This window comes from Enterobacter cloacae complex sp. FDA-CDC-AR_0164 (genome assembly GCF_003071645.1).
Classification (GTDB): Bacteria; Pseudomonadota; Gammaproteobacteria; order Enterobacterales; family Enterobacteriaceae; genus Enterobacter; species Enterobacter ludwigii.
Genome location: NZ_CP028950.1, coordinates 2,293,322 through 2,313,287, shown reverse-complemented (window position 1 = coordinate 2,313,287; position 19,966 = coordinate 2,293,322). Strand labels below are relative to the sequence as shown.

Below are 19,966 nucleotides of genomic sequence, written 5' to 3'. Positions count from 1 at the left end.
TGGTTCCTCATAACCCTGCTTTCAAACTTGCTTCGATAAATTGGTCCAGGCTGCCATCCAGCACCGCCTGCGTGTTACGGGTTTCAACCCCGGTACGCAGGTCTTTGATGCGGGAGTCATCAAGGACGTAAGAACGGATCTGGCTGCCCCAACCGATGTCAGATTTGTTATCTTCCATCGCCTGTTTCTCAGCATTTTTCTTCTGCATCTCCAGCTCATAAAGCTTCGCTTTCATCTGCTTCATGGCCTGGTCTTTGTTCTTATGCTGGGAACGGTCGTTCTGGCATTGCGTCACCAGCCCGGTTGGAATGTGGGTGATACGCACCGCAGATTCCGTACGGTTAACGTGCTGACCACCCGCGCCGGATGCGCGGTAAACGTCGATACGCAGATCCGCCGGGTTGATGTCGATATCGATATCTTCGTCAACTTCCGGATAGACAAACGCGGAGCTGAAGGAGGTGTGACGACGGCCGCCGGAGTCGAACGGGCTCTTACGCACCAGGCGGTGAACACCCGTCTCGGTACGCAGCCAGCCGTAGGCGTAATCGCCAATAATCTTGATGGTGACAGATTTAATACCGGCCACTTCGCCTTCAGACTCTTCGATGATTTCGGTTTTGAAGCCGCGGGCTTCCGCCCAGCGCAGATACATGCGCATCAACATACTGGCCCAGTCCTGGGCTTCGGTACCGCCAGAACCTGCCTGAATATCGAGATAGCAGTCAGCGTTATCGTATTCACCGGAGAACATGCGACGGAATTCAAGCTGCGCCAGCTTCTCTTCGAGCACGTCGAGTTCAGCCACGGCTTCGTTAAAGGTTTCTTCGTCGTCAGCTTCGACGGCCAGCTCCAGTAAACCGGAAACATCTTCCAGCCCCTGAGCCATTTGATCCAGCGTATCTACGATAGCTTCGAGAGAGGAACGCTCTTTACCCAGCGCCTGCGCGCGTTCAGGTTCGTTCCAGACGTCCGGCTGTTCCAGCTCGGCGTTTACTTCTTCAAGACGCTCTTTCTTGGCATCGTAGTCAAAGATACCCCCTAAGAACGTCAGAGCGCTCCGTGAGGTCCTGAATACGGTTTTTTACCGGATTAATTTCAAACATGGTCTGTTTTCTTTTATGGACTTGTCAAAATGCGGTGATAAGAGCGGGATTGTACCGAATCCACGCCCTTTTTTATAGAGATTACTGCCGCTAAATTGGCCAGATATTGTCGATGATGATCTGAAGGGTGCGGTTACCGCGGAACTCGTTTATATCCAGTTTGTATGCCAGCTCAACTTCGCGCACGCCGTTGTCCGGCCAGACAGCGGTATCGACGTTAAAGGCAATACCGTCCAGCAGCGGGCCACCGCCTACAGGCTCGACCATCACTTTCAGATGGCGCTCACCAACAATGCGCTGTTGCAGCAGACGGAAGCGGCCATCGAACAGGGGTTCCGGGAACATCTGCCCCCACGGCCCTGCATCCCGGAGCATCTGTGCCACTTCCATCGTCATCTCAACCGGCGTGAGTTCGCCGTCGGAAACCACTTCGCCCTGCAGCAGGGCCGGGTCAATCCAGTCGGTGACCAGCTCGCCGAACAAACGCTGGAACTCGTCGAACTTCTCCTCTTCCAGCGACAAACCTGCCGCCATGGCATGGCCGCCGAACTTGAGCATCAGACCCGGGTAGAGGGTATCCAGACGCTCCAGCGCATCGCGCATGTGCAGCCCCTGAATCGAACGCCCGGAGCCTTTGAGGGTGCCATCACCAGCCGGTGCAAACGCAATGACCGGGCGGTGGAAACGCTCTTTAATACGCGAAGCCAGAATGCCCACCACGCCCTGATGCCACTCAGGGTGATACATCGCCAGGCCGCCCGGCAGCGTATCGCCGCTGCGTTCCAGTTTTTCGCACAGGGTCAGCGCTTCAACCTGCATTCCCTGTTCAATCTCTTTACGGGTCTGGTTCAGGGCGTCCAGCTCATTAGCCAGCACGCGCGCTTCACCAATGTTGTCGCACAGCAGCAACGCGACGCCAACGGACATGTCGTCCAGTCTGCCGGCCGCGTTCAGGCGAGGCCCCAGAGCGAAGCCCAGATCGCTTGCCGCCAGCTTGAGCGGATCGCGGTTAGCAATCTCAAGCAGCGCTTTGATACCGGGACGGCATTTGCCCGCCCGGATGCGGCTTAAGCCCTGCCAGGTCAGAATACGGTTATTGGTATCGAGCGGCACCACGTCTGCGACGGTCCCCAGTGCGACCAGGTCGAGATACTCGGCCAGGTTCGGCACGGCAATACCGCGGGCGTCGAACCAGCCCTTATCACGCAGCAGCGTGCGTAACGCCAGCATCAGATAAAATGCCACGCCGACGCCTGCGAGTGATTTCGACGGGAAATCGCAGTCGCGCAGGTTCGGGTTGATGATCGCTTCCGCGGCAGGCAGCGTTTCACCCGGCAGGTGGTGATCGGTAACCAGCACCGGGATCCCCAGCTGATGCGCATGATCGACGCCCGCATGGGAAGAGATCCCGTTATCTACGGTCAGGATCAGCTGTGCGCCGCGGGCATGGGCCTGATCGACCACTTCCGGGCTGAGGCCGTAACCATCTTCAAACCGGTTCGGCACCAGATATGTCACGTTGGCGCAGCCCAGCGCGCGCAGGCTCAGCACGCTCAGCGCGGTACTGGTTGCGCCATCAGCATCAAAATCCCCCACCACCACAATGCGCGTACCTTCACACAGCGCGTTGTAGAGTATTTCTGTGGCTTTTTCGATGCCGTTTAACTGCTGCCATGGCAACATCCCTTTAACGCTGCGCTCAAGGTCGGCGGCGATACGCACGCCACGGCTGGCGTATAGCCGCTTTAGCAGCGGCGGGAGGTCGTCAGGCAAATCAGCATGTTCAACCGCCTCGCGGCGGCGCAGTTTTATTGGGGCTTTCACGCGAATTATTTACCACCAAACTGTTTCTGGTGCGCGTCGAGGAACTCTTTCATCTCTTTAGGTCCCTGATAACCCGGAACAACATAGCCATTGCTCAGGACAATCGCTGGCGTACCGTTCACCCCAAACTGCACACCCAGCGCGTAGTGGTTAGCGATATCAATGTCGCAGGATGCAGGCTGCACGCCTTTGCCATTCATCGCGTCATCAAAGGCTTTGTTGCGGTCTTTCGCACACCAGATAGCTTTCATATCCTGCTCTGGCTTGCTCTCAACGCCCGCGCGCGGGAAGGCCAGATAACGCACGGTGATCCCCAGCGCGTTGTAATCTTTCATCTCTTCATGCAGCTTATGGCAGTAGCCACAGGTGATGTCGGTGAAGACGGTAATGACGTGTTTTTCCTGCGCCGCTTTATAAACGATCATCTCTTTTTCGAGCGCGTTCAGGTTTTTCATCAGCAGCTGGTTGGTTACGTTGACCGGCTGTGCACCGCTCACGTCGTACATTGGCCCCTGAATAATGTGTTTTCCGTCTTCGGTCACGTACAGCACGCCGCTGTTCGTCAGAACCGTTTTCATGCCGGCAACCGGTGCAGACTGGATATCACTGCTGGTGACGCCTAGCTTCGCCAGAGACTGTTTGATAGCGGCGTCATCCGCATGGGCAAAACCGGTAAATGAGGCTGCCAGCAGGGTGAACAGCGCGAAAGACTTTTTCATATAAGATCCTAATTCGTCGGCACTCACGCTCGTGGGTGGTGCTGTTGGTGTAGCTGCCGCAGCCGTTCCGTCGCGACATGGGTATAAATTTGGGTCGTGGAAAGATCGCTATGTCCCAGCAGCATCTGCACCACGCGCAGGTCGGCGCCGTGGTTCAGCAGATGCGTCGCAAAGGCATGACGCAAAACGTGTGGCGAAAGCTTTTCACTGTCGATACCCGCCAGTGTGGCGTAATGTTTGATGCGATGCCAGAACGTTTGCCGCGTCATCTGTTGTGCGCGCTGGCTGGGGAACAAGACATCGATTGAAGTGCCATTAAGCAACCATGGACGACCGTGCTCCAGATACGTTTCCAGCCAGTACACCGCCTCTTCACCCAGCGGCACCAGCCTTTCCTTGTTTCCTTTACCGATTACGCGAACCACGCCCTGACGAAGGCTAATGTCGCTCATCGTCAGGCCGACCAGTTCAGAAACACGCAAACCGGTAGCATACAATAGCTCAAGCATGGCTTTATCGCGTAACTCCAGCGGCAGGTCAACTGCGGGTGACTGTAATAATCTCTCAACTTGTGCTTCGCTGAGATCTTTCGGCAGCCGCTGCGGGAGTTTCGGGGAGGCCAGGAGCGCGCTGGGATCGTCTTCGCGAATTTTCTCACGGTTGAGGTGCTGGAACAGCCGACGCATTGCGCTGAGCAAACGTGCGGAACTGGTGGCCTTGTAGCCCCCTTCCATCCGCTCGCCCAGCAGCGCCTGCAGGTCGTCGCTTTGTGCGTTCGCCAGCGACAGCCCGCGGTGCGCCAGCCACTCCACCAGCATGGTGAGATCGCGCCGGTAGGCACTGAGCGTATTCTCGGCCAGGTTCTTCTCCAGCCACAGTGCATCGAGAAACTGTTCGATGAGTGCGAGATCCTTTTCCACATCAGCCCCTTTGATTCTGCAGTCAGGCCATTATGCCTGATTGCGATCGGTTTCTGGTACACTACGCGCAAAGTCAAAGCAAGAATTGAGATAGTCACGCGATGAATATTGGTCTGTTCTATGGTTCCAGCACCTGCTACACCGAAATGGCGGCAGAGAAAATTCGGGACATCATTGGCCCGGAACTGGTGACGTTGCATAACCTGAAAGATGACGCGCTTACGCTGATGGAGCAGTACGACGTGCTGATCCTCGGCATCCCGACCTGGGATTTCGGCGAAATACAGGAAGACTGGGAAGCCATCTGGGACCAGCTTGATACGCTTAACCTCGACGGCAAAATCATTGCCATGTACGGCATGGGTGATCAGTTGGGTTACGGTGAGTGGTTCCTGGACGCACTCGGCATGCTGCACGACAAACTGGCACCGAAGGGCGTCACGTTTATCGGTTACTGGCCAACCGAAGGGTACGAGTTCACCAGTAAGAAACCGATTATTGCCGATGGGCAGCTGTTTGTCGGGCTGGCACTGGATGAAACCAACCAGTACGATCTCAGCGATGAGCGCCTGCAAAGCTGGTGTGAGCAGATTCTGGGCGAAATGGCAGAACAGTTCAGCTAACGCGAATTACTCCTGCGTCAGTTGCTGTAATAACATCCGACGCAGGTCCCGCCACTCAGCGCTATCCATACTGTCCGCGGCCAGCCACAGATGCTGGCGACGCCCGCTGTCCACGCTACGTAGCCGCAGCATCATGCCGGAAGCGATCATCCAGGGCAGACCGAGAATTTCCCACTCTTTTCCCTGCCAGCGCAGGCGGGAATCCATCAGTAATTTGATCTCCCCCTGACGGGCATGAATGCGGCGCTGGCTGCGCACGCTGTCAAACACCACAAACGACAGCAACAGCAGCCACAGAGGCGTATAGCTAAGCGGCCACGGCATCAGTAACACAAAGGCCGCGACCAGGCCGTGGAGCAACAACGACATCCACTGCGAGCGCCACGAGACGCGAAGGTCAGATTGCCACAGGACCACGTTCCTGATTCCGTGTTTGAATTAATTGCACCATCCGTTGCAACTCGGTGTCGGCGGGTTTGCCGTGATTCATCAGCCAGTTAAATAAATCAGGATCGTCAGACTCAAGCAGGCGAACAAACAGACGCTTATCATCATCGCTTAAGCTGTCATACTCATATTCGAAGAAAGGCATGATGGAAATATCAAGTTCACGCATGCCGCGACGGCACGCCCAGTGAATACGGGCCTTGTTGTTAATATCCATGTTCTGTTTCCTGCATTACGTTTGGCACAGTCGGCACCCCGTCCAGTGTTCTTGATTTCTCTGCGGGGACACCAGCTAGTGTAACGTGTTTTTGACCGTTTCTTTACTGGAATATTGCGAACCACGAGCGCGCTTCCACAATAAACCCTATAAAGACAGCGGATTACACTATTTTGCGTGGCGCTACGCATAACCGGGTTATGGCACAAATGGCCTGTTGAAAGCGCTTGCAATGCCAGCAGGCTCTTTTACCATTAGGCATTATCAAAGCGTTAAGCAATTCAGGATATCGTTATGGCCTTTACACCATTTTCTCCTCGCCAGCCCGCCGCCTCTGCGCGTCTGCCGCTGACGCTTATTACTCTTGATGACTGGGCGCTGGCGACACTCACCGGTGCAGACAGCGAAAAATACCTGCAGGGCCAGGTAACCGCCGACGTCAGCCAGATGGACGAACACCAGCATCTGCTGGCCGCACACTGCGATCCAAAAGGGAAGATGTGGAGCAACCTGCGCCTGTTCCGTCGCCAGGAGGGTTTTGCCTTTATTGAGCGCCGCAGCCTGCGGGACGCGCAGCTCACCGAGCTGAAAAAATACGCGGTCTTCTCAAAAGTCACTATCGCCGCGGATGATGAACACGTTCTGCTGGGCGTGGCAGGCTTCCAGGCCCGTGCGGCGCTGAAAAATCTGTTCAGTGAACTCCCGGATGCCCAGAAACAGGTCGTCAGCGAAGGCGCAACGTCTATCCTGTGGTTTGAACACCCGGCGGAACGCTTTCTGTTAGTCACGGATACCGCGACCGCCGAACGCGTCACCGAGGCGCTGCGCGGTGAAGCCCAGTTTAATAACAGCCAACAGTGGCTGGCGCTGAACATTGAAGCCGGGCTGCCGGTGATTGACGCCGCAAACAGCGGGCAGTTCATTCCTCAGGCCACCAACCTGCAGGCGCTGGGTGGCATTAGCTTTAAGAAAGGGTGCTATACCGGCCAGGAGATGGTGGCACGCGCCAAATTCCGCGGAGCCAACAAACGCGCACTGTGGACCCTGGCGGGCCACGCCAGCCGCGTGCCTGACGCTGGTGAAGATTTAGAGCTGAAGATGGGCGAGAACTGGCGCCGTACAGGCACGGTGTTAGCCGCAGTTCAACTGGATGATGGCCGCCTTCTGGTTCAGGCCGTCATGAACAACGATATGGAAGCCGACAGCGTGTTCCGCGTGCGTGACGATGCCAATACACTGAGCATTGAGCCACTGCCGTATTCGCTGGAAGAGTAAGGCGTCATTGCCCGGCGACGAGATAAAAAAACGGTAACCTGACGGTTACCGTTTTTTTTGCTTACTCTCACGAAGAGAGGGCGGAGGCAAGAAGATCAACGTCCTGAAATTAAACCTGTCCCACATAGAGATAAATCGCTAAAAAGTGGCACACGCTACCGCCCAGCACAAACCCATGCCAGATAGCATGATTGTACGGGATACGCTTGCAGACATAGAAAATGACGCCCAGCGAGTAGACGATGCCCCCAACGGCCAGAAGCGTCACGCCCCCTACCGCCAGCTTGATCGCCAGTTGATAAACCACAATCAGCGAAAGCCAGCCCATCGTGAGATAGGTCACCAGCGACAGCACCTTAAACCGGTGCGCAATGGTCAGCTTAAACAGGATCCCCAGCAGCGCCAGGCTCCAGATAACAATCATCAGGCCACGCGACAGCGGCGAGTTAAGACCCACCAGCAGGAAAGGCGTGTAGGTACCTGCAATAAGAAGATAGATAGCGCAGTGGTCGAATTTCTTGAGCCAGATCTTGGCCCGTTGATGCGGGATAGCGTGGTACAGCGTCGACGCCAGGAACAGCAGGATCATACTCCCGCCATACAGACTGTAGCTGGTGATGGCCATTGCGCTGGCATTCGTATCCACTGCCTGCACCAGCAATAACACTAAACCGACAATCCCAAAAACCAGGCCAATACCGTGGCTAATACTGTTGGCTATTTCCTCAGCCAGCGAATATCCCTGTGCAATTAATGGTCTGCTCACCATACAAAACTCCGGGAAAACTAACGATGAATATTCATCACCTGTCTATGCTAACTGAGAATGATTCCAGTGAACACCTGTTAGCTAAAATAATTTCACAAACATAATTTTTATCTATAAATCATGAACATAAACAAATTATTCACCTAACATTTGTTCACATTAAAATTTAATCATTAAGAATCAAGGGCATAAAATTGGATCCTGCCGACTTGCTGCATGTTATGATGAATAAATGATGTCTGAATGAGAGTTTCGCCATTGTGAGTATGTTCACCCACGCAGCCATTGCCAGTCTCAATAATCTGGAAATGATGGTCTACAACTATGTCATTAAAAATCGTGACAAAGTCATGTACATGACCATCCGCGAGCTGGCGGATGCGGCTGGCGTCTCAACGACCACTATCCTGCGCTTTTGCCGCAAACTCAACTGCGAAGGCTACTCTGAATTCCGCGTGCGCTTTAAGCTCTATTTAGAGCAGAACGAACCTCAGCAGGCAAATTTTGGTGCCAGTGAAATTATTAGCTTCTTTAAAGGCGTTAATAACGAAGAGTTCGATGCTTTATTAGATGAGGCGGTCGATATTATTTTATCTTCCGAACGTATTATATTTGTCGGTGCGGGCACGTCTGGCTCGCTGGCAAAATATGGCGCACGCTTCTTTTCGAATATCGGTAAATTCAGCAACCACATCGACGATCCTTATTTCCCGGTCACCAATGATATGGCTAAAAACGCGCTGGCGATTGTGCTGTCGGTATCCGGTGAAACTGAAGAGATCCTGCGCTTTGCCAGCCAGTTTAGCCTGCATCGCTGCAAAGTGCTCTCCATAACCAGCCACGAGCACTCGCGCCTGGCAAAGCTCGCGGACTTTAACCTCTCCTGGCATGTCCCTCAGACGCGGATAGGCGGCGTGTACGATATCACCACACAAATACCCGTCATCTATATTCTCGAATCACTTGGCCGGAAACTGGCGAAGAAACTGACAGAATAAAACACCCTGTTTTTTCGATGTGACAAATTACATTTTCAACGACTTGTTATATCGTGACATTTAATTCCGCTTTGCTAGACTCGAACGCAATATGTCATTTATTGAGAATAGCAGCGATGAAAAAACTTACCCTACCAAAAAACTTTTTATGGGGCGGCGCAGTGGCCGCTCACCAGGTTGAAGGCGGCTGGAACAAAGGCGGTAAAGGGCCGAGCATCTGCGATGTCTTAACGGGCGGTGCGCACGGCGTGCCGCGCGAAATCACGCAGGAAGTCGTGCCGGGGAAATACTATCCTAACCACGAAGCTATCGACTTCCATGGCCATTACAAAGAAGACATCAAGCTGTTTGCTGAGATGGGCTTCAAATGTTTCCGCACCTCTATCGCCTGGACGCGTATCTTCCCGAAAGGGGATGAAACACAGCCGAATGAAGAAGGCCTGAAGTTCTACGACGACATGTTCGATGAGCTGCTGAAATACAATATTGAACCGGTCATCACCCTCTCCCACTTCGAAATGCCGCTGCACCTGGTGCAGGAGTACGGCGGCTGGACCAACCGTAACGTGGTGGATTTCTTTGTGCGCTTCGCGGAAGTGGTGTTTGAGCGCTACAAAAATAAGGTCAAATACTGGATGACCTTTAACGAGATCAACAACCAGCGTAACTGGCGTGCGCCGCTGTTTGGCTACTGCTGCTCAGGCGTGGTTTATACCGAGCATGACAATCCGGAAGAGACCATGTACCAGGTGCTGCACCACCAGTTCGTTGCCAGCGCGCTGGCGGTGAAAGCGGCGCGTCGCATTAACCCGGAAATGAAAGTCGGCTGTATGCTGGCAATGGTGGCGCTCTATCCGTTCTCCTGTAAACCAGAGGACGTGATGTTTGCACAGGAATCCATGCGTGAACGCTATGTCTTTACCGATGTCCAGCTGCGCGGTTACTACCCATCCTATGTGCTTAATGAATGGGAACGCCGTGGCTTCACCATCCATATGGAAGCGGGTGACGAGCAGATCCTGCGTGAAGGCACCTGTGACTATCTGGGCTTCAGCTATTACATGACCAACGCCGTGAAAGCGGAAGGCGGTACTGGCGATGCTATCTCAGGCTTTGAAGGCAGCGTACCGAACCCGCATGTGAAAGCCTCTGACTGGGGCTGGCAGATTGACCCGGTGGGTCTGCGCTATTCCCTGTGCGAATTGTACGAGCGTTATCAGAAACCGCTGTTTATCGTGGAAAACGGCTTTGGCGCCTACGACAAAGTAGAAGAAGACGGCAGCATCAATGATGACTACCGCATCGACTACCTGCGTGCGCACGTGGAAGAGATGATGAAAGCCGTCACGTATGATGGTGTGGATCTGATGGGTTATACCCCGTGGGGCTGCATCGACTGCGTGTCGTTCACTACCGGCCAGTACAGCAAGCGCTACGGTTTTATCTATGTGAACAAGCACGACGACGGTACCGGCGATATGTCACGCTCGCGGAAAAAGAGCTTTAACTGGTACAAAGACGTGATTGCCAGCAACGGCGAGACGCTTTAACGCTTTTCTCCTCTCCCCGATGGGGAGAGGAGATGTTTATTTCCCACCCGCCAGTTCAATAAAACTTCCCGTCACATACGAGGCTTTCTCGCTCAACAGCCAGACAATCGCCTGCGCCACCTCTTCCGGCTGACCGCCACGCTGCATAGGCAGCATGGATTTGACCCTATCCACCCGGCCCGGCTCACCGCCAGATGCATGAATCTCGGTGTAAATCAGCCCGGGACGCACGCAGTTTACGCGGATCCCTTGCGCTGCCACTTCCAGCGATAATCCCGTCGTCAACGAATCAACAGCACCTTTGGACGCGGCGTAATCCACATATTCACCCGGAGCACCGAGGCGCGATGCCGCGGATGACACGTTCACGATCGCGCCGCCTTTGCCACCATGTCTGAACGACATGCGTTTTACCGCTTCGCGGCAGCAGAGGAAATAACCGGTCACGTTCGTGGCTAACACGCGGTTGATCCGTTCAGCGGAGAGGTGTTCAATCGTGGATTGTTCAAACAGGATCCCGGCGTTGTTCACCAGTGCGGTAAGCGGTCCGGCTTCACGATCGATACTGTCGAACATCGCCAGCACCTGAGCTTCATCACTGATATCTGCACGCACGGCAAAAGCGGTACCCCCCGCGTCGGTAATCATCGTGATCACATCCGTCGCGGCTTTAATGTTGTGGTGATAGTTCACCGCCACGGTGTAGCCTTCGCGCGCCAGCTGCAGCGCGGTGGCTTTACCGATACCGCGGCTGGCGCCGGTGACCAGTGCAATTGCCATCTATGTCTCCTTATAAAAAAAGCCGGGTAGCGTTAACGCTGACCCGGCCTGTAACACGTTATAACCGCGGAACGATTACTGGTATTCGCTCATTGGCACACAAGAGCAGAACAGATTACGGTCACCGTAGACGTCATCGAGACGTTTCACGGTCGGCCAGTATTTGTTTGCTATGCCGGCCGGGAACACCGCCTGCTCACGGGTATAATCGTGCTCCCACCCGGAGACCAGCTCATTCTGGGTGTGCGGTGCGTTAACCAGCGGGTTATCAGCCAGCGTCCACTCACCGGCTTTCACGCGGTCGATTTCAGCGCGGATAGCCAGCATCGCGTCAATAAAGCGGTCCAGCTCAACTTTGCTTTCAGACTCGGTGGGTTCAACCATCAGCGTACCCGCCACCGGGAACGACATGGTTGGCGCATGGAATCCGTAGTCAATCAGACGCTTAGCAATATCCAGCTCGCTGATACCTGTCTCTTCTTTCAAAGGACGGATATCGAGGATGCACTCGTGCGCCACGCGACCATCACGGCCCGTGTAGAGCACCGGATACGCTTCTTTCAGACGCGTTGCGATGTAGTTAGCATTGAGGATAGCCACCTGGCTTGCCTGCTTCAGCCCTTCCGCGCCCATCATGCGGATATACATCCAGCTGATGGGCAGGATTGAGGCGCTACCGAACGGTGCCGCAGAGACCGCGCCCTGACGGGTCAACATGCCTTCAATCTGCACTACGCTGTGGCCTGGGACAAACGGCGCCAGGTGTGCTTTCACACCGATTGGGCCCATACCCGGACCACCACCGCCGTGTGGAATACAGAAAGTTTTATGCAGGTTCAGGTGCGACACATCCGCGCCGATAAAGCCCGGAGAGGTAATGCCAACCTGTGCGTTCATGTTCGCACCGTCGAGATAAACCTGACCGCCGAACTGATGGACCACTTCACACACTTCACGGATGGTCTCTTCGTACACACCGTGGGTGGACGGGTAGGTCACCATGATGCAGGAGAGTTTTTCGCCCGCCTGCTCGGCTTTCGCACGCAGATCGGCCAGGTCAATGTTGCCATTCTTGTCGCAGGCCACCACCACCACTTCCATACCCGCCATCTGGGCAGACGCCGGGTTGGTGCCGTGCGCAGAACTTGGGATCAGACAGATATCGCGATGCCCTTCATTGCGGCTTTCGTGATAGTGACGAATTGCCAGCAGGCCCGCGTATTCCCCCTGCGCCCCGGAGTTTGGCTGCATGCAGAGTGCATCGTAACCGGTCAGCTTCACCAGCCAGTCGGAGAGCTGGTTGATCATCAGATGGTAACCTTCCGCCTGCTCTGGTGGGCAGAACGGGTGCAGCTCGGAAAATTCAGGCCAGGTGATTGGGATCATCTCTGCCGCAGCGTTCAGCTTCATGGTGCAGGAGCCCAGCGGGATCATCGCCTGGTTCAGCGCCAGGTCTTTGCGCTCCAGAGAGTGCATATAGCGCATCATCTCGGTTTCGCTGTGGTAGCGATTGAACACCGGGTGAGTCAGGATCGCATCATCACGCAGCATGCTTTCCTGGATAGAGCGGCTGTCGAGCGCGACATCTTTATCGAGCGTATCAATGTCCAGGCCGTGCGCATCGCCCAGCAAGACGTTAAACAGGTTAACGATATCTTCGCGGGTAGTGCTTTCATCCAGGGTAATGCCTACCGCGTTATGGATGTCGCTACGCAGGTTGATCTCTGCCGCGTCAGCACGAGCCAGCACCGCGGCTTTGTCAGCCACCTCAACGCACAGCGTGTCAAAATAATGGGCGTGGCGCAGTTTCAGGCCTTTCTGCTGCAGACCACAGGCCAGAATATCCGCCAGACGGTGAATACGGCTGGCAATGCGTTTCAGGCCAACAGGACCGTGGAAGACAGCGTACAGGCTGGCGATATTGGCCAGCAGGACCTGCGAGGTACAGATGTTGGAGTTCGCTTTCTCGCGACGAATATGCTGCTCGCGAGTCTGCATTGCCATGCGCAGCGCGGTGTTACCGGCGGCATCTTTTGAAACGCCGATGATACGGCCAGGCATGGAGCGTTTGAATTCATCTTTTGAGGCAAAGAACGCCGCATGTGGGCCACCGTAGCCCATCGGGACACCAAAGCGTTGTGCAGAACCGAAAACAATATCCGCGCCCTGTTTACCTGGAGCCGTCAGCAGGACCAGCGCCATAAAATCAGCCGCGACGCTGACAACCACTTTGCGGGCTTTCAGCTCAGCAATCAGTGCGCTGTAGTCGTGAACGTCACCGGTGGTGCCGACCTGTTGCAGCAGCACGCCAAACACATCCTGATGATCGAGGACTTTGTCGGCGTCGTCGACAATCACGTCAAAACCAAAGGTTTCGGCACGGGTACGAACCACATCAAGCGTTTGCGGATGCACGTCCGCTGCCACGAAGAAGCGGTTGGCATTTTTCAGTTTGCTCACGCGCTTCGCCATTGCCATTGCTTCGGCGGCGGCGGTGGCTTCATCCAGCAGTGAAGCGGACGCGATATCCAGGCCGGTCAAATCCAGCGTAACCTGCTGGAAGTTCAGCAGCGCTTCCAGACGGCCCTGAGAAACTTCTGGCTGATACGGGGTGTAGGCGGTGTACCAGCCCGGGTTTTCCAGCATATTACGCAGAATAACCGGGGGTAACTGCACGTTGGTGTAGCCCATGCCAATGTAAGACTTATAGCGCTTGTTCAGGCCGGCAATTGCCTTCAGCTCCGCCAGAGCGGCGAATTCAGTGGTGGCTTCACCCACCTGAGGCGGCGTGGCAAGCTGGATGTCTTTTGGCACAATCTGGCCGATCAGTGCATTTAATGAATCCGCGCCAACTGTCTTCAGCATCTCCTGCTGTTGCTGAGCATCCGGCCCAATGTGACGTTCAATGAAGGCGCCACGGTTTTCAAGCTGGCTTAAAGTCTGTGTCATGAGCGATGGTTCCTGAAACGTGCAGTGAATGTGTTTTCTCCCTCTCCCTGAGGGAGAGGGCTGGGGTGAGGGTGTCGTCTGTTCCCCTCACCCTACCCTCCCCCAAAGGGGAGAGGGTTAAGGCTTACTCGTTTTCTAACAGCGCTTCGTACGCGGTGGCATCCAGCAGCGCGGTGACCTGCGATTCGTCGCTGGCTTTGATCTTGAAGATCCAGCCGCCTTCATAAGGCTCGCTGTTCACCAGCTCCGGGGAGTCGCTCAGGGCGTCGTTCACGGCAACAATTTCACCGCTTACCGGGGCGTAGATATCAGAAGCCGCTTTAACGGACTCGGCCACGGCGCAGTCATCGCCTGCTTCCACGGATGCGCCGACTTCAGGCAGGTCAACAAACACCATGTCGCCCAGCAGCTCCTGCGCATGCTCGGTGATCCCTACGGTGTAAGTGCCGTCCGCCTCTTTGCGCAGCCACTCGTGTTCTTTGCTGTATTTCAGTTCTGCTGGCACATTGCTCATTGAAGTTCTCCTGATAAAAATGATTAGGCGACCGGCTTACCGGCGCGAACAAAAATCGGTTTGGTCACGTTGACCGGCATTTCACGGTTGCGGATTTGCACCACTGCCGTTTCGCCAATGCCCGCCGGAACACGCGCCAGTGCAATACTGTAGCCCAGCGTCGGGGAGAAGGTACCGCTGGTGATCACGCCTTCACGCGGGTTACCGTCAGCATCTGTAAAACGCACCGGCAGCTCGCCGCGCAGCACGCCTTTCTCGGTCATCACCAGGCCAACCAGCTGTTCAGTGCCCTTTTCACGCTGCATTTCCAGCGCTTCACGGCCAATAAACTCACGGTCAGCCGGTTCCCAGGCGATGGTCCAGCCCATGTTGGCCGCCAGCGGTGACACGCCTTCATCCATCTCTTGCCCGTAGAGGTTCATACCGGCTTCCAGACGCAGCGTATCGCGCGCGCCCAGACCTGCCGGCTTAACGCCGGCTTCCACCAGCGCACGCCAGAAATCGGCGGCTTTCTCATTCGGCATGGCAATTTCATAGCCCGCTTCACCGGTGTAGCCGGTGGTCGCGATAAACAGATCGCCCGCCTGTACGCCGAAGAACGGCTTCATGTCGTCGGTGGCTTTACGCTGCTCATCGCTGAACAGAGAGGCGGCTTTAGACTGCGCGTTCGGCCCCTGTACGGCGATCAGCGACAGATCATCGCGGACGGTGATGTCGATGGCGTAAGGTTCAGCGTGTTGGGTAATCCAGGAGAGGTCTTTTTCGCGGGTGGCGGAGTTTACAACGAGGCGGAAGAAATCTTCAGAAAAGTAATAGACGATGAGGTCATCAATTACGCCGCCGGAGGCATTCAGCATGCCGGTGTAGAGCGCTTTGCCTGGCGTCTTCAGTTTGGCGACGTCGTTTGCCAGCAGATAACGTAAAAACTCCCGGGTGCGGCTGCCATGCAGGTCGACAATCGTCATGTGTGACACGTCGAACATACCGGCATCGGTGCGCACCGCGTGGTGCTCATCAATCTGCGAGCCGTAGTGCAGCGGCATCATCCAGCCATGGAAGTCCACCATGCGTGCGCCGCATAACACGTGTTGTTCGTACAAAGGAGTCTGTTGAGCCATCTTTTCCTCGTTGAATAAGCAGGGCTGTCTTGCGTTTCGCACACCTGAACAGTGCCACGAAACCCGGCGCCGCGATCGCTTTCTGGACCCCGACGCAAACGTTCTCTTTTACCTGAACTTACCACCGAAACCGGCGATTAACCATAAGGTAAAACGGGCCATCACATTAGCTTATGACCTAAAAACACGAAAAAGCTTACAGAGTTATTCACTGGCAAACTGCGATTAAACCCGCATAAAATTAACATTACTCTAACAGGATTTAGCAGATGGTGATATTTCATGCGGAAAAACGGGCGGAATTTTCGTAACATAAAAATAGTAAGATTAGATTTTCTAATGCGAAAAATGCGGTGAAATTAGATTATTTCAAACGAGCGAATTTCCCCGGCGCAGAGGCCGGGAAAACAAAGTGTGACGGGGGTCTATATTAGCGCAGCCAGTCCGGCAGGTCGTTAAGACCCATCGCCTGGCGAAGGAGTTGAGGTTTTACGCCCGGAAGGGTATCGGCAAGTTTAAGGCCGAGGTCGCGCAGCAGTTTTTTCGCTGGATTCGCGCCGGCAAACAGCTCACGGAAACCCTGCATGCCTGCCAGCATCACCGCTGCACTGTGCTTACGGCTGCGTTCGTAGCGACGCAGATAGAGATGCTGGCCGATATCTTTGCCTTCGCGATGCAGGCGACGCAACTCTTCAACCAGCTCTGCCGCGTCCATAAAGCCAAGGTTCACGCCCTGCCCGGCCAGCGGATGGATCGTATGCGCCGCGTCACCCACCAGCGCCAGACGGTGCGCCGCAAACTGACGCGCATAGCGTCCGGTTAACGGGAACACCAGCCGCTCGCTCTCAAGGGTGCATAGCCCAAGACGGTTATCAAACGCGACGCACAGCGCCTGGTTAAACGCCTCGGGAGTCGCCTCCTGCATCTGTTGCGCTTTATCAGGAACCAGAGACCAGACAATCGAACACAGGTGCGGATCGCTCAACGGCAGGAATGCCAGAATGCCGTCATTGTGGAAGATTTGGCGTGCCACCCCACCGTGCGGCTCTTCAGTGCGAATCGTTGCCACCAGAGCATGATGGCGATAGTCCCAGAACGTCAGCGGAATATCCGCCTTGTTACGCAGCCAGGAGTTGGCACCGTCAGCGCCCACAACCAGTCGCGCGGTCAGCATGTCACCGCTTTGCAGGGTGATAAAGGCGTCGTTTTCTCCCCAGGCGACCTGCTGGATTTGCGCCGGTGCCAGCAGCGTGACATCGCTGCAGGACTGCGCTTTTTGCCACAGAGCATGGTGAATAACGGCATTTTCGATGATGTGTCCCAGATGGCTGTAGCCCATGCTTTCATCATCAAACGCGATATGACCAAAGCTGTCTTTGTCCCACACTTCCATGCCGTGATAACAGCTGGCACGCTGCGCCACGATCTCTGACCAGACGCCAAGGTGCGTCAGCAACTTTTCACTGGCCGCATTGATTGCCGAGACGCGCAGTTCCGGCGGCGCGTCCTGCGCGACAGGCTGAGGCACGTTTTGCTCCAGTACCGCAACGCGCAGGCCGCTGCCCTGTAAACCACAGGCCAGCGCCAGTCCTACCATTCCGCCGCCAACGATGGCGACATCAACATTTTGCACGGTGATAACTCCTTAACGCGCGACCCAACCAAGAGTCCGCTGCGCCAGCACGTCACGTGCCGGAATGAATAATTCCATCGCCATCAGCCCAAGATTGCGGCCTGCAACCAGGGGTGCCCAGCGATTGGCAAACAGGTGCACCAGACCATCCGTCACACCAATCGTCGCCTCTTTATCTGCCCGGCGTCGCTTCTGGTAATGGCTGAGCACCGACCAGGCACCACAGTCTTTTTGCTCGCTCCACGCCTGCGAAAGCGTTTCTGCCAGGCTCATCACGTCGCGAAGCCCGAGGTTAAACCCCTGCCCGGCGATGGGATGCAATGTCTGCGCGGCATTGCCGACCAGCGCCATGCGATGGGAGATAGACTGCGAGGCGGTGGTCAGCGACAACGGGTATACGCTCCGCTTTCCCGCGTGGGTAATACGTCCCAGCCGCCAGCCAAAGGCTTTTTGCAGCTCGGTACAAAAACGTTCGTCAGACCAGGTCTGTATCTCAGCCGCGTTGTCCTGCGGATGGCACCACACCAACGAACTGCGATCGTGGGACATAGGCAGCATCGCCAGCGGGCCATGCTGGGTGAAACGCTCAAAAGCGCGGCCGTTGTGAGCACCCGCTGTCGAAACGTTAGCAATGACGGCCACCTGCCCGTAGGGCTGTTGTCGCCACTCCACGCCGCACTGCGTGCCGAGCGAAGAGCGCGAACCGTTTGCCGCTACCAGAAGCTGGCCTTCAAGGACGGTACCGTTATCCAGCACCACGTTGACCGACGCGTCACTGCGGCTAAAACTGGCCACACGCGCCGGGCAATGCAGAGTCACGCCTGGCGCATCCTTAAGCAGGCGGAACAGGCGTAACCCGACGTCGTGCAGCTCCACGACCCGGCCCAGCGCATCTATACGGTAATCATGCGCATCCAGGGTAACGAAACCGGCATGACCGCGATCGCTGACGTGAACGGTGTTAATCGCCGTCGCGCAGTCGGCTATCGCCTGCCAGATGCCAATGCGTGAGAGTTGCTGACAGGTACCCTGCGCCAGTGCAATGGCGCGGGCATCAAAACCGGGGTGATCAGAGGCCTCTGGCGCAACGGCCTCCACCAGATGCACCGGCAGTTTTCCCTGCGTAAAATGCGAGATGGCCAGTGCCAGCGTGGCTCCGGTCATCCCGCCGCCAACGATAATCACGCTCATACGCGTGCCGCTGCCATCAGCGCCTCGATATCGTCAGCATTTTTCACGACGCTGGCGGTCAGGTTTTCGTTGCCGGTTTCGGTAATGACGATGTCGTCTTCGATACGAATGCCAATCCCGCGGTATGCTTCCGGCACGTCGGCATCCGGCGCGATATACAGCCCCGGCTCAACGGTTAATACCATGCCTGGCTCCAGCACGCGGGAACGATCGGCAGCGTATGCTCCCACGTCATGCACATCCAGCCCCAGCCAGTGGCTCAGGCCGTGCATAAAGTACGGACGATGCGCGTTCTCGGTAATCAGGGTATCCACGTCGCCTTTCAGGATACCGAGCTTCACCAGACCGGTGATCATGATGCGCACCACTTCGCCGGTCACTTCCTGAATAGACGTGCCTGGACGGTACAGCCTGAGCGCCGTCTCGAGCGATTCGAGGACGATGTCATACACCGCGCGCTGTGCGGGGGTGAATTTACCGTTCACCGGGAACGTACGGGTAATATCGCCCGCATACCCCTGGAATTCGCATCCGGCGTCAATCAACACCAGATCCCCGTCGCGCAGCGCACTTTCGTTTTCGGTGTAGTGCAGAATGCAGCCGTTTTCACCGCCACCGACAATGGTGTTGTAAGAAGGATAACGCGCGCCGTGGCGGTTAAATTCGTGATGAATCTCCCCTTCCAACTGGTATTCAAACATTCCCGGGCGGCATTTCTCCATGGCGCGGGTGTGCGCCAGCGCGCTGATTTCACCCGCGCGGCGCATCACGTCCAGCTCTTCCGGCGATTTGAACAGACGCATCTCATGCACCACCGGACGCCAGTCCGTCAGGGTGGCCGGGGCGGACAGATTCTGCCTCGAACCTTTGCGCAGCTTATCCAGAGCGGTAAAGACAATCTCATCGGCATACGCATACTCGCCCTGCGCGTGGTAAAGCACATCCAGGCCATTCAGCAGTTGATAGAGCTGCTGGTTGATCTCACTGAATGCCAGCGCCCGATCCACCCCCAGCTTCTCTGGCGCAGCCTCTTGCCCTAAGCGGCGGCCAAACCAGATTTCGGCTGTGAGATCGCGAACGCGGTTAAAAATCACGCTGTGGTTGTGGGTGTCATTACTCTTAATCAGCACCAGTACCGCTTCCGGCTCGTTGAAGCCGGTGAAGTACCAGAAATCGCTGCTCTGGCGATAGGGGTATTCGCTGTCGGCGCTGCGCGTCACTTCTGGCGCAGCAAAAATCAGCGCGGCGCTGCCCGGCTGCATATTGGCCAGCAGCGCCTGACGACGGCGCGAATACTCTTGATTTGAGATAACCATGACACCCTCCTGTGCGT

18 protein-coding genes are annotated in these 19,966 nt (G+C 55.8%); 4 read left to right on the top strand and 14 right to left on the bottom strand.

Annotated elements, in window-relative coordinates; translation table 11 throughout:
• Nucleotides 1-7: 7 nt before the first annotated feature.
• The 4 genes from prfB to xerD form a co-directional block, all read right to left on the bottom strand.
• Nucleotides 8-1,106 (bottom strand): peptide chain release factor 2 gene (gene prfB / locus AM410_RS11445; RefSeq protein WP_104440355.1). Its coding sequence is split into 2 segments (ribosomal slippage): nt 8-1,030 and nt 1,032-1,106, totalling 1,098 coding nucleotides; the frame shifts between segments, so codons are not numbered across the junction.
• Between the two features lie 90 nt (nt 1,107-1,196).
• Nucleotides 1,197-2,930, bottom strand: coding sequence for a single-stranded-DNA-specific exonuclease RecJ (gene recJ, locus AM410_RS11440; protein ID WP_108647836.1), 1,734 nt, complete (start codon nt 2,928-2,930; stop codon nt 1,197-1,199).
• Between the two features lie 5 nt (nt 2,931-2,935).
• Complete coding sequence (gene dsbC / locus AM410_RS11435; protein ID WP_020883731.1) at nt 2,936-3,649, bottom strand: bifunctional protein-disulfide isomerase/oxidoreductase DsbC; 714 nt, start codon at nt 3,647-3,649, stop codon at nt 2,936-2,938.
• Between the two features lie 23 nt (nt 3,650-3,672).
• On the bottom strand, nt 3,673-4,569 hold the full coding sequence (gene xerD / locus AM410_RS11430) for a site-specific tyrosine recombinase XerD (RefSeq protein ID WP_086532138.1): 897 nt from the start codon (nt 4,567-4,569) through the stop codon (nt 3,673-3,675).
• 101 nt (nt 4,570-4,670) lie between these two features.
• Here xerD and fldB point away from each other — a divergent pair, with 101 nt between their 5' ends.
• Nucleotides 4,671-5,192, top strand: a complete 522-nt coding sequence (gene fldB / locus AM410_RS11425; protein ID WP_014171513.1) for a flavodoxin FldB — start codon at nt 4,671-4,673, stop codon at nt 5,190-5,192.
• Between the two features lie 6 nt (nt 5,193-5,198).
• Here the strand turns inward: fldB and AM410_RS11420 are convergent, their stop codons facing one another.
• Both AM410_RS11420 and sdhE read right to left on the bottom strand, forming a co-directional pair.
• Entirely contained in the window at nt 5,199-5,609 is a 411-nt protein-coding gene (locus tag AM410_RS11420; RefSeq protein ID WP_086532137.1) for a protein YgfX, read from the bottom strand.
• Nucleotides 5,590-5,856, bottom strand: coding sequence for an FAD assembly factor SdhE (gene sdhE / locus AM410_RS11415; protein ID WP_003863437.1), 267 nt, complete (start codon nt 5,854-5,856; stop codon nt 5,590-5,592). The genes AM410_RS11420 and sdhE overlap by 20 nt, the downstream gene beginning before the upstream one ends.
• 294 nt (nt 5,857-6,150) lie before the next feature.
• Between sdhE and ygfZ the strand changes: the two genes are divergently transcribed.
• Nucleotides 6,151-7,131 (top strand): tRNA-modifying protein YgfZ, encoded by a 981-nt coding sequence (ygfZ, locus tag AM410_RS11410; RefSeq protein WP_079231695.1) that lies wholly within the window; start codon nt 6,151-6,153, stop codon nt 7,129-7,131.
• Between the two features lie 109 nt (nt 7,132-7,240).
• Here the strand turns inward: ygfZ and trhA are convergent, their stop codons facing one another.
• Nucleotides 7,241-7,900 carry a PAQR family membrane homeostasis protein TrhA gene (gene trhA, locus AM410_RS11405; protein ID WP_014171517.1) on the bottom strand — a complete coding sequence of 220 codons (660 nt, stop codon included), beginning with the start codon at nt 7,898-7,900 and terminating at the stop codon, nt 7,241-7,243.
• Nucleotides 7,901-8,166: 266 nt separating this feature from the next.
• Between trhA and AM410_RS11400 the strand changes: the two genes are divergently transcribed.
• Together AM410_RS11400 and bglA are read left to right on the top strand one after the other, a co-directional pair.
• Complete coding sequence (locus AM410_RS11400) at nt 8,167-8,898, top strand: MurR/RpiR family transcriptional regulator (protein WP_040018863.1); 732 nt, start codon at nt 8,167-8,169, stop codon at nt 8,896-8,898.
• A 116-nt stretch (nt 8,899-9,014) separates the two neighbouring features.
• A complete protein-coding gene (gene bglA / locus AM410_RS11395; protein WP_108647834.1) occupies nt 9,015-10,448 on the top strand; it encodes a 6-phospho-beta-glucosidase BglA in 1,434 nt (477 codons plus the stop codon).
• A gap of 36 nt (nt 10,449-10,484) precedes the next feature.
• Here bglA and AM410_RS11390 read toward each other — a convergent pair whose 3' ends face one another.
• The 7 genes from AM410_RS11390 to pepP form a co-directional block, all read right to left on the bottom strand.
• Entirely contained in the window at nt 10,485-11,228 is a 744-nt protein-coding gene (locus AM410_RS11390) for an SDR family oxidoreductase (protein WP_025203278.1), read from the bottom strand.
• Nucleotides 11,229-11,303: 75 nt separating this feature from the next.
• Nucleotides 11,304-14,177, bottom strand: a complete 2,874-nt coding sequence (gene gcvP, locus AM410_RS11385) for an aminomethyl-transferring glycine dehydrogenase (protein WP_108647832.1) — start codon at nt 14,175-14,177, stop codon at nt 11,304-11,306.
• Nucleotides 14,178-14,301: 124 nt separating this feature from the next.
• The gene (gene gcvH, locus AM410_RS11380; protein WP_020883725.1) at nt 14,302-14,691 is read right to left on the bottom strand and encodes a glycine cleavage system protein GcvH; all 390 of its coding nucleotides are present in this window, start codon (nt 14,689-14,691) and stop codon (nt 14,302-14,304) included.
• A gap of 23 nt (nt 14,692-14,714) precedes the next feature.
• On the bottom strand, nt 14,715-15,809 hold the full coding sequence (gene gcvT, locus AM410_RS11375) for a glycine cleavage system aminomethyltransferase GcvT (protein WP_108647830.1): 1,095 nt from the start codon (nt 15,807-15,809) through the stop codon (nt 14,715-14,717).
• A gap of 430 nt (nt 15,810-16,239) precedes the next feature.
• Nucleotides 16,240-17,442: an FAD-dependent 2-octaprenylphenol hydroxylase gene (gene ubiI / locus AM410_RS11365; RefSeq protein WP_032680331.1), complete on the bottom strand. Its 1,203-nt coding sequence runs from the start codon at nt 17,440-17,442 to the stop codon at nt 16,240-16,242.
• A gap of 12 nt (nt 17,443-17,454) precedes the next feature.
• Nucleotides 17,455-18,633 (bottom strand): 2-octaprenyl-6-methoxyphenyl hydroxylase, encoded by a 1,179-nt coding sequence (gene ubiH / locus AM410_RS11360; RefSeq protein ID WP_032678928.1) that lies wholly within the window; start codon nt 18,631-18,633, stop codon nt 17,455-17,457.
• Nucleotides 18,630-19,943: a Xaa-Pro aminopeptidase gene (gene pepP / locus AM410_RS11355; protein WP_108648580.1), complete on the bottom strand. Its 1,314-nt coding sequence runs from the start codon at nt 19,941-19,943 to the stop codon at nt 18,630-18,632. The genes ubiH and pepP overlap by 4 nt, the downstream gene beginning before the upstream one ends.
• Nucleotides 19,944-19,966: the final 23 nt, after the last annotated feature.